The sequence below is a fragment of the Streptomyces sp. L-9-10 genome, assembly GCF_004151105.1.
Lineage (GTDB): Bacteria > Actinomycetota > Actinomycetes > Streptomycetales > Streptomycetaceae > Streptomyces.
Window position 1 is genome coordinate 79439 of sequence record NZ_PHRF01000056.1, and the last position, 9923, is coordinate 89361.

The following is a 9923-nucleotide window of genomic DNA, read 5'->3' on the forward strand; positions in this document are numbered from 1 at the left end:
GGCACGGGACCGCGGTCAACACCGCGTGAACGAGTGAGCGGTGGTGTTACACCGCGGTGTCCTTGCGCAGCCGGAACCAGTAGAAGCCGTGGCCCGCCAGGGTGAGCAGGTAGGGCCACTCCCCGATCGCGGGGAACCGCACCCCGCCGATCAGCTCGACCGGATGGCGCCCGCTGAACTCCTTCAGATCCAGTTCGGTGGGCTGCGCGAAGCGCGAGAAGTTGTGCACACAGAGCACCAGATCGTCGCCCTCGCCCTGCTGGGAGGGCGCCTCACGGAGAAAGGCGAGCACGGCCGGGTTCGACGACGGCAGCTCGGTGTACGAGCCGAGGCCGAAGGCCGGGTTCTGCTTCCTGATCTCGATCATCCGCCGCGTCCAGTGCAGCAGCGAGGACGGCGACGCCATCGCCGCCTCCACATTGGTGACCTGGTAGCCATAGACCGGGTCCATGATCGTCGGCAGATAGAGCCGGCCGGGATCGCTCGACGAGAAGCCCGCGTTCCGGTCGGGCGTCCACTGCATCGGGGTCCGTACGGCGTCCCGGTCGCCCAGCCAGATGTTGTCGCCCATCCCGATCTCGTCCCCGTAGTAGAGGATCGGGGATCCCGGCAGCGACAGCAGCAGGGCGGTGAACAGCTCGATCTGGTTGCGGTCGTTGTCCAGCAGCGGGGCGAGCCGGCGCCGGATGCCGATGTTGGCGCGCATCCGCGGATCCTTGGCGTACTCCGCGTACATGTAGTCGCGCTCTTCGTCCGTGACCATTTCGAGGGTCAGCTCGTCGTGGTTGCGCAGGAAGATGCCCCACTGGCAGCCGGTCGGGATCGACGGGGTCTTGGCCAGGATTTCCGAGACCGGGTAGCGGGACTCGCGCCGTACGGCCATGAAGATCCGCGGCATCACCGGGAAGTGGAACGCCATATGGCATTCGTCGCCGCCCGCCGCGTAGTCGCCGAAGTAGTCGACGACATCCTCCGGCCACTGGTTCGCCTCGGCGAGGATCACCGTGTCCGGGTAGTTGGCGTCGATCTCCTTCCGCACCCGCTTGAGGAACTCGTGGGTGGCCGGGAGGTTCTCGCAGTTGGTGTTCTCCTGCTGGTACAGGTACGGCACGGCGTCCAGCCGGAAGCCGTCGATGCCCAGGTCCAGCCAGAAGCGCAGCGCCGAGATGATCTCCTCCTGCACCGCCGGGTTCTCGTAGTTGAGATCCGGCTGGTGGGAGAAGAAGCGGTGCCAGTAGTACTGCTTGCGCACCGGGTCGAAGGTCCAGTTGGACGTCTCCGTGTCGACGAAGATGATCCGGGCGTCCTGGTACTGCTTGTCGTCGTCGGCCCAGACGTAGTAGTCGCCGTACGGTCCGTCAGGGTCCTTGCGGGACTCCTGGAACCAGTCGTGCTGATCACTCGTGTGGTTCATGACGAAGTCGATGATCACGCGCATGCCGCGCTGGTGCGCGGCGTCGACGAACTCCACGAAGTCCGCGAGATCCCCGAATTCGGGGAGCACCGCCGTGTAGTCCGAGACGTCGTAGCCGCCGTCGCGCAGCGGTGACTTGAAGAACGGCGGCAGCCAGAGGCAGTCCACTCCGAGCCACTGGAGGTAGTCCAGCTTGGCCGTGATGCCCTTGAGGTCGCCGATGCCGTCGCCGTTGCTGTCCTGGAACGAACGCACCAGGACTTCGTAGAAGACGGCACGCTTGAACCAGTCGGGATCGCGGTCCTTGGCCGGGGTGTCCTCGAACGTGTCGTGGACGGGCTCATTGACGATCATGATGTGGGTGACCCTCCGATCGGCGGGGACGGTCGCAGAACCACGACGTGCGCGGGCGTGACGCCCGGCTCTAGGCGCACGTAGGTGGAGCTGCCCCAGTGATAGGTCTCGCCGGTGAGCTCGTCGCGCACCGGGGCGGTCTCGTGCCGGTCGAGGCCGAGCCGCTCCATGTCCAACGAGACCGTCGCCTCCTGGGTGTGGTGAGGGTCGAGGTTGACGACCACCAGAACGATGTTCGTGCCCGACCGTTTGCTGTACGCGATGACCGCGTCGTTGTCGACGTGGTGGAAGTGGATGTCGCGCAACTGCTGGAGGGCGGGGTGCCGCCGTCTGATCCGGTTGAGCGTGGTGATCAGCGGGGCGATGGTCCGGCCCTCGCGCTCGGCCGCCTCCCAGTCCCGGGGCCGCAGCTGGTATTTCTCCGAGTCAAGGTACTCCTCGCTGCCCGGCTTCGCGGGGGTGTTCTCGCAGAGTTCGTAGCCCGCGTAGACACCCCAGGCGGGCGCCATCGTGGCGGCCAGCACCGCCCGTACCTCGAAGGCCGGCCGTCCGCCCTCCTGAAGATAGGCGTGCAGGATGTCGGGCGTGTTGACGAACAGATTCGGCCGCATGTACGCCGCGGACTCACCCGACAGCTCCGTCAGATAGTCGGTGAGCTCCTGCTTCGTGTTCCGCCAGGTGAAGTACGTGTACGACTGCTGGAAGCCGATCGCGCCGAGCGTGCGCATCATCGCGGGCCGGGTGAACGCCTCGGCCAGGAAGATGACATCGGGGTCGGTGCGGTTGATGTTCGCGATGACCTTCTCCCAGAAGAGCACCGGCTTCGTGTGCGGATTGTCGACGCGGAAGATCCGTACACCGTGGGTCATCCAGTAGCGCAGGATCCGGCTGGTCTCCCGGACCAGACCGCGCAGATCGCTGTCGAAGGCGATCGGATAGATGTCCTGGTACTTCTTCGGCGGGTTCTCCGCGTAGGCGATGGAGCCGTCGGCGCGGTGGTGGAACCATTCGGGGTGCTTCGTGACCCAGGGGTGGTCCGGGGAGCACTGGAGCGCGAAGTCGAGGGCGACCTCCATCCGCAGGGCGCGGGCCGTCTCCACGAAGTGGTCGAAGTCCTCGATCGTGCCCAGGCCGGGGTGGATCGCGTCATGGCCGCCGTCGGCCGAGCCGATCGCCCAGGGCACACCGACATCCCCGGCGCCGGGGGTGAGGGAGTTGTTGGGGCCCTTGCGGTGCGTGGTGCCGATGGGGTGGACCGGCGGGAGATACACGATGTCGAACCCCATCGCGGCGACGGCGGGCAGCCGTTCGGCGGCCGTCCTGAACGTGCCGCTCACCGGCGGCTCGCCGTTCTTGACGACCGCGCCCTCCGAGCGCGGGAACAGCTCGTACCACGAACCGAAGAGTGCCCGCCTGCGCTCCACCAGCACGGGAGCGGGGCGCGAGGAGCTGACCAGATCGCGCAGCGGATGGCGGGCGAGGACGGCGTCGACCTCGGGGGCGAGCGCGGCGTCGAGCCGGGCCCGCGCGGGCAGTGTCCCGTCGCGCAGGGTGTCCGCGGCGGCGAGCACGGCCTCCCGGCCGTCACGTTTCGGCACGCCGTCGGCGGCCCGCTCGTACAGCGCGGCGCCCTCCGCGAGGACGAGGGCGATGTCGTGCTCGTCGGCGGCTGCCGGGATCTTGATGCTCGCGGCGTGGCGCCAGGTGGCGACCGGATCGCTCCACGCCTCGACGGTGTAGGTCCAGCGGCCTTCCTCGGTGGGCGTGACCTCCGCGCCCCAGCGGTCCGTGCCGGGGGCGAGTTCACGCATCGGGGTCCAGGGGCCTGGCCGGCCACTGGGGTCCATGAGGACGACGTTCGCCGCGACGGCGTCGTGGCCCTCGCGGAAGACGGTCGCGGTGACCTGGAAGGACTCACCGCTCACCGCCTTCGCGGGGCGTCTGCCGCAGTCGACGAGCGGGTGTACGTCCAGGACGGGAATGCGACCAATCAGCGGTTTCACTGGATCACCTGAGTGCTGTGCGGGCGTGACAGGCAGGGCGGGTGGAGCTGACCGATCGGGGTGACCGGGTCGGGTGGGTGGGACCGGTGGATCGGTTGGGGCCGGGGGTGCGAGTGGATCTGATGGTGCGAGTGGATCGGGTGGTGTGGGTTCAGAGGATCTGCTTCCCTCGAAAGATCTGCTGTCTTTGCGAGGTTTTGATGTTCTTTGTAGCTGCTCGGTAGACGACTGGGAGGCTGCGGGCATGGCCGCTCCTGTCCGCGTTCACTCGAATAGCGCTGGAATCGTCCTCAATTGTGTGGGGACGCGCTCGTGTGCGGTGCGATGAGCATGCGTACGTGCCGGCTGTACCGGTGGAGCCTTCCCACTCTTTTCGGGTGGGCAATCCGGCGGATTGTTAAGTCCTGGGGCGTACAAGAACCGCCGGGGCGCACGGTTACTAACGGCAAGGTTCAGGCCACGAATTGGGGGCAGGGCGCGGACACCCCCGGGTGAGTGCGCGTGTGCGCCGTGGTTGCGGAGGGTGAGGTGGGGCTACCGTCAAAGGGACGGCGGGTCGCACAACGTGGTGCGTCCCCTGTGGCTCGTATGTCCCCTGCGAAGGTGGAACACGTGAAGGCAATCCGTCGGTTCACCGTCCGCCCCGTCCTGCCCGAACCACTCCAACCGCTCAGCGACCTCGCCCGCAATCTGCGCTGGTCCTGGCATACAGAGACCCGTGAACTCTTCGAATCCGCCGACCCCGCCGGCTGGCGGGCCACCGGCCGCGATCCCGTACGGCTGCTCGGGGCGGTGTCCGCCGCGCGCCTCGCCGAGCTGGCCGGGGACCGCCCCTTCCTGGACCGGCTGACCGCCGCCGCGGCCGGTCTCGACACCTATCTGCACGGCGATCACTGGTACCAGGAACGGGTGGGCCAGGGCGCCGAGCTGCCCGCGGCCATTGGCTATTTCTCGCCGGAGTTCGGGGTCACCGCGGCCCTGCCGCAGTACTCCGGCGGCCTCGGCATCCTCGCCGGCGACCATCTCAAGGCCGCCAGCGATCTCGGCGTACCGCTGATCGGCGTCGGGCTGCTCTACCGGCACGGCTACTTCCGCCAGTCGCTCTCCCGGGACGGCTGGCAGCAGGAGCAGTATCCGCTCCTCGATCCCAACGAACTCCCGGTGACACTGCTGCGCGAGCCGGACGGCACCCCCGCCCGGATCGCTCTCACCCTGCCGGGACGCCGCTCGCTGCGCGCCTGCGTCTGGCAGGCGCAGGTCGGGCGGGTCCCGCTGCTGATGCTCGACTCGGACGTCGAGGAGAACGGGCCGGCCGAACGCGAGGTCACCGACCGGCTGTACGGCGGCGGCAGCGAACACCGCCTCCTCCAGGAGATGCTGCTCGGCATCGGCGGGGTCCGGGCGGTCCGTACGTACTGCCGGCTCACCGGCCACCCCGCGCCCGAGGTGTTCCACACCAACGAGGGCCATGCCGGATTCCTCGGCCTGGAGCGCATCGGCGAGCTGGTGGCGACCGGCCTCGGATTCGAGGCGTCCCTGGAAGCCGTCCGGGCCGGCACGGTCTTCACCACCCACACCCCGGTGCCCGCCGGGATCGACCGCTTCGACCGCGAGCTGGTGGCCCGCCACTTCGGGGACGACGGCGAACTGCCCGGTGTGCCCGCCGAGCGCGTGCTCGGACTCGGCACGGAGACCTACCCGGGCGGCGAGCCGAACCTCTTCAACATGGCCGCGATGGGGCTGCGGCTCGCCCAGCGCGCCAACGGCGTCTCCACCCTGCACGGCGCCGTCAGCCGTCAGATGTTCGCCGGGCTCTGGCCCGGCTTCGACCCGTCGGAGGTGCCCATCACCTCCGTGACCAACGGGGTGCACGCACCGACCTGGGTGGCTCCCGAGATGGCCCGCCTCGGCGACGCCGAGCGTGTCCCGGACGCCGATGTCTGGGCCGTACGGCGCGCCCTGCGCGAGCAGTTGGTGGCCGAGGTGCGCACGCGCCTGCACGCCTCCTGGCGCCAGCGCGGTGCCGAGGCCGCCGAGCTGGGCTGGATCGACGGCGTCCTCGACCCGGACGTCCTCACCATCGGCTTCGCCCGCCGGGTCCCCTCGTACAAGCGCCTCACGCTCATGCTGCGTGACCGCGAGCGGCTGACGGACCTGCTGCTCCACCCCGAGCGGCCGGTCCAGATCGTCGTCGCGGGCAAGGCCCATCCGGCGGACGACGGCGGCAAGCGGCTGGTGCGGGAACTGGTGCGGTTCGCCGACGATCCGCGGGTGCGGCACCGCATCGTCTTCCTGCCCGACTACGGGATGGGCATGGCCCAGAAGCTCTACCCCGGCTGTGATGTCTGGCTGAACAATCCGCTGCGGCCCCTGGAGGCGTGCGGCACCAGCGGAATGAAGGCCGCGCTCAACGGCTGTCTCAACCTGTCCGTCCTGGACGGCTGGTGGGACGAGTGGTTCGAACCGGACTTCGGCTGGGCCATCCCCACCGCCGACGGCTCGGCCGCCGACGAGAACCGCCGGGACGAACTGGAGGCGAACGCGCTCTACGAACTGATCGAGGACCGCGTCGCCCCCCGCTTCTACGACCGCGGCGGGAGCGGACTGCCGGACCGCTGGATCGAGATGGTCCGGCGCACGCTGGTGTCCCTCGGGCCCAAGGTGCTCGCGGGACGGATGGTGCGTGAGTATGTGGAGCGGCTGTACGCCCCGGCCGCCGCCGCCCATCGCGCGCTGGACGCCGGCACCGCCTCGGAGCTGGCGGCCTGGAAGTACCGCACGCGCACGCTCTGGCCGTATGTGTCGGTCGACCATGTCGAGGCGGTCGCGGCGACCGGCGCCGGCGGCGGGGCGGGCGGCGGAGGTGCGGGCGGTGGCGCCGAGCTGGGCTCCACGCTCTCGCTGCGGGTGAGCGTCGGCCTCGGCGAACTGCGGCCGGAGGATGTGGACGTGCAGGCGGTCGCGGGGAGGGTGGGCTCCGACGACACGATCGTGGACGCCCAGACCTTCCCGCTCAAGCCGGCCGGCGGGCCCGACCTGGACGGCCGCTGGGTGTACGAGGGTCCGCTCGCCCTGGACCGTACGGGCCCGTACGGCTATACGGTCCGGGTGCTGCCCGCCCATCCGCTGCTCGCCACCAGCGCGGATCTGGGGCTGGTCACGCTGCCGACGGAGGCGACGGGGGAGGGCGCGGGCGTGCTGATGCGGTGAGGTGTGCGTACGCGCGCCGGGGCCGGACATCTCCGGGTGTCCGGCCCCTTGCCGTGCGGGGCCGGCGGGTGTCCCACCGCCGTGCATCGTCCAATGGTCCAGACCTTGACGTGTCCATGGGATGGTTCTACGTTCCTCACTCAACAACGGGTTCACAACTCAAGCCCGCATTCATGTGGGTGAATCGAGTTGGGGAACGTCCAGCGACCGGAAGGCACCCCCACATGCGCCCCGGATCCATCCCGAGAGTCCTCGGACTCGCCACCGCTCTCGCCGGCGTACTCAGCGCCGCCTTCATGGCACCTGCCTCCGCCGAGAAGGCGCCGGACGCCGCACCGGCCAAGCCCGCCACCGCCGCGGTCGCCGCCGCGCCCGCCAGCTTCACCCACCCCGGGGTGAACCTCAACACCGCCCAACTCGACTTCATCCGCGGCAAGGTGCAGGCCGGGGCGCAGCCCTGGAAGAGCGCCTACGACCAGATGATGGCGAGCAAGTACGCCAGCCTCTCGCGCACGGCCAAGCCCCGCGCGGTCGTCGAGTGCGGCTCGTACTCCAACCCCAACAACGGCTGCACCGACGAGCGCGAGGACGCGATCGCCGCGTACACCGACGCCCTCGCCTGGTACATCACACGCGACGACCGCTACGCGCAGAAGGCGATCCAGCTCATGGACGCCTGGTCCAACTCCATCAAGGACCACACCAACAGCAACGCCCCGCTCCAGACCGGCTGGGCCGGATCCTCGTGGCCCAAGGCCGCCGAGATCATCAAGCATGTGTACGGGAACTGGCCGAACGCCGGCCGGTTCAGCACGATGCTGCGCACTGTCTACCTGCCCGAGATCATCAACGGCTCCAACTCCAACGGCAACTGGGAGCTGACGATGATGGAGGCGGCGGTCAGCATCTCCGTCTTCCTCGATGACGGCGCGAGCTACGACAAGGCGATCAGCAAGTACCTCGTCCGCGTGCCCGCCTACATCTATCTCTCCTCCGACGGCGCGCTGCCCAAGACCGTCCCGAGCCAGAACCTCAACACCCGGGACAAGATCGTCAGTTACTGGCAGGGCCAGGGGACGTTCATCACCGGGCTGACCCAGGAGACCTGCCGCGACTTCGTGCACACCGGCTACGGCATCTCGTCCGTCGGCCATGTCTACGAGACCGCGCGCCTCCAGGGCCAGGACCTGTTCCCGCAGGTCGGCGAGCGGCTGCGGCAGGCGCTGGGCTTCCAGGCCAAGTACGAGCTCCAGGCCGAGCCCGTACCGTCCTCGCTCTGCGGCGGCAGTGTGGTGCGCGGCCTCGGGCCGATCACCGAGGTCGGCTACAACGCGCTCAACACCCGGCTGGGCTACGCGATGACCAACACCCAGCGGCTCACGGAGCAGCAGCGGCCGTCGGGGACGAACAACCTGTTCGTGGCCTGGGAGACGCTGACGAACGCGAGCAATCCCAACTAGGGCCCTAGCGGCTGCTCGGCAGGCGGTTCTCCTCGTTGTCGACATCGACGACGACCGCCTTGTCCGACAGTCGGCCGTCCTTGAAGCACAGCCGGTACAGCGGAGTCGCGTCCCACCTCTCGGTCCGGTAGTACTCGCAGGTGCCGGCCCCGGTGGGCTCGGGGCCGACACCTTCGGGCCGGCCGTCCACCGTGTAGCCGGGCAGCAGCGTCCGGGCCTGGGCGCGGGTGTCGCCGATGCTCAGGCGGTCGAAGTGCTCGCGGTCCAGGACGGAGCGTGACGTGGCGTAGAAGTCGAAGGCCACCATCAGCACACCGAGGACGGCGACCGCCGCCACCGGGGCCACGATCGCCTGCCGCAGTCCCCGCCGTACCCGCTGTCTGGCCCGGTCCAACTCCTGCGCGGAGGTGGGCGCCCCGGGCCCGGCGGCGGGTACCGGTGTGTGGCGGGCCGCCAGCGGCAGCCGCGCGCTCACCTCGAAACCGCCGTCGGCGGCCGGGCCGTGGGTGAGGGTCCCGCCGACGAGCCGTACCCGCTCGTCCAGGCCCACCAGCCCCGTACCGCCGGAGGCCGGGGCCGGCGACCCGTCCTCGGGGCGCGAGTTGACCACGGCGACCGTGACCGACTCCTCGTCCCGTACGAGCCGTACCGCCACCCGCGCGCCCGGTGCGTGCTTGGCGGCGTTGGTCAGCGCCTCCTGCGTCACCCGGTACACCGCGCGGTCCGTCATCGGCGCGAGCGGGGACCGGGGCCCCGACTCGGTCAGTGTCACCTCCACCCCCGAGTCCGCGGCTCGTTCGACGAGCGCGGCCACCGACTCACCGGCGGGCGAGGTCGGCGCCGCCTCCCCGTCGGCGCGCAGGACGCCGATGATGTCCCGCAGACGGGCGGTGGCGTCGGCGGCGGCCTGGCGCACCTCCCCCGCGGCCGTCTGCTGCCGGTCACCGAGCGCGGGATCGACCTCCAGCGCGGCGGCCCGTACGGCGATCAGCGCCAGATCGTGCCCCAGCGAGTCATGCATGTCCCCGGCGATCCGCGACCGCTCGCGCAGCCGCTCCCGGTCCGCGACCGCCCGCTGCTCGCGCTCCATCCGGTCGGCGAGCTGCCAGCCCGCGCCCACCAGTTCCGCGTACTGCCGTACGTACCGGCCCACCAGCCAGGGCACGACGACCGCGAAGAGCAGGGTGCTCAGGAAGGTGAACCAGCTCCACAGACCGTCGTCGGCGACGGACGACAGCACCAGACCGGCCGCGGCGATCGCCGCGAAGGTGTGCGGCGCCGGCCGGGCCCGCGCCGCACGGCGGCCCGACAGATAGCCGAAGACGACCAGCGCCATGGTGTACGAGACGGTGAACAGTTCCGCGTTCACGGTGGCGCTCAGTGCCACCGCGATACCGAGCGAGACCAGCGGCCAGGCGCGGCAGAGCAGGACGGCGACGCCCAGGAGCCCCACTCCGAGGACGACCGACCAGGGGGAGCGAC

General features: G+C 69.9%; 5 protein-coding genes. 2 read left to right on the forward strand and 3 right to left on the reverse strand.

Annotation, left to right across the window (positions count from 1 at the left end; translation table 11 throughout):
• Nucleotides 1-46: 46 nt before the first annotated feature.
• Together treS and CU044_RS15595 are read right to left on the reverse strand one after the other, a co-directional pair.
• Nucleotides 47-1768 (reverse strand): maltose alpha-D-glucosyltransferase, encoded by a 1722-nt coding sequence (treS, locus tag CU044_RS15590; RefSeq protein ID WP_129769181.1) that lies wholly within the window; start codon nt 1766-1768, stop codon nt 47-49.
• Nucleotides 1765-3762 (reverse strand): alpha-1,4-glucan--maltose-1-phosphate maltosyltransferase, encoded by a 1998-nt coding sequence (locus CU044_RS15595; RefSeq protein WP_129769190.1) that lies wholly within the window; start codon nt 3760-3762, stop codon nt 1765-1767. The genes treS and CU044_RS15595 overlap by 4 nt, the downstream gene beginning before the upstream one ends.
• Before the next feature lie 621 nt (nt 3763-4383).
• Between CU044_RS15595 and glgP the strand changes: the two genes are divergently transcribed.
• Nucleotides 4384-6981 carry an alpha-glucan family phosphorylase gene (glgP, locus tag CU044_RS15600; RefSeq protein WP_193563979.1) on the forward strand — a complete coding sequence of 866 codons (2598 nt, stop codon included), beginning with the start codon at nt 4384-4386 and terminating at the stop codon, nt 6979-6981.
• A 224-nt stretch (nt 6982-7205) separates the two neighbouring features.
• On the forward strand, nt 7206-8441 hold the full coding sequence (locus CU044_RS15605; RefSeq protein ID WP_129769183.1) for an alginate lyase family protein: 1236 nt from the start codon (nt 7206-7208) through the stop codon (nt 8439-8441).
• A gap of 4 nt (nt 8442-8445) precedes the next feature.
• On the opposite strand, the gene CU044_RS15610 is transcribed toward CU044_RS15605, so the two are convergent.
• Nucleotides 8446-9923, reverse strand: a 1478-nt coding sequence (locus tag CU044_RS15610) for a sensor histidine kinase (protein ID WP_129769184.1), incomplete at its 5' end; no start/stop codon positions are given.

Coding starts and splice junctions, on each gene's coding strand:
- CU044_RS15605 (WP_129769183.1), top strand. CDS start 7,206: ATGCGCCCCGGATCCATCCCGAGAGTCCTCGGACTCGCCACCGCTCTC.
- treS (WP_129769181.1), bottom strand. CDS start 1,768: ATGATCGTCAATGAGCCCGTCCACGACACGTTCGAGGACACCCCGGCC.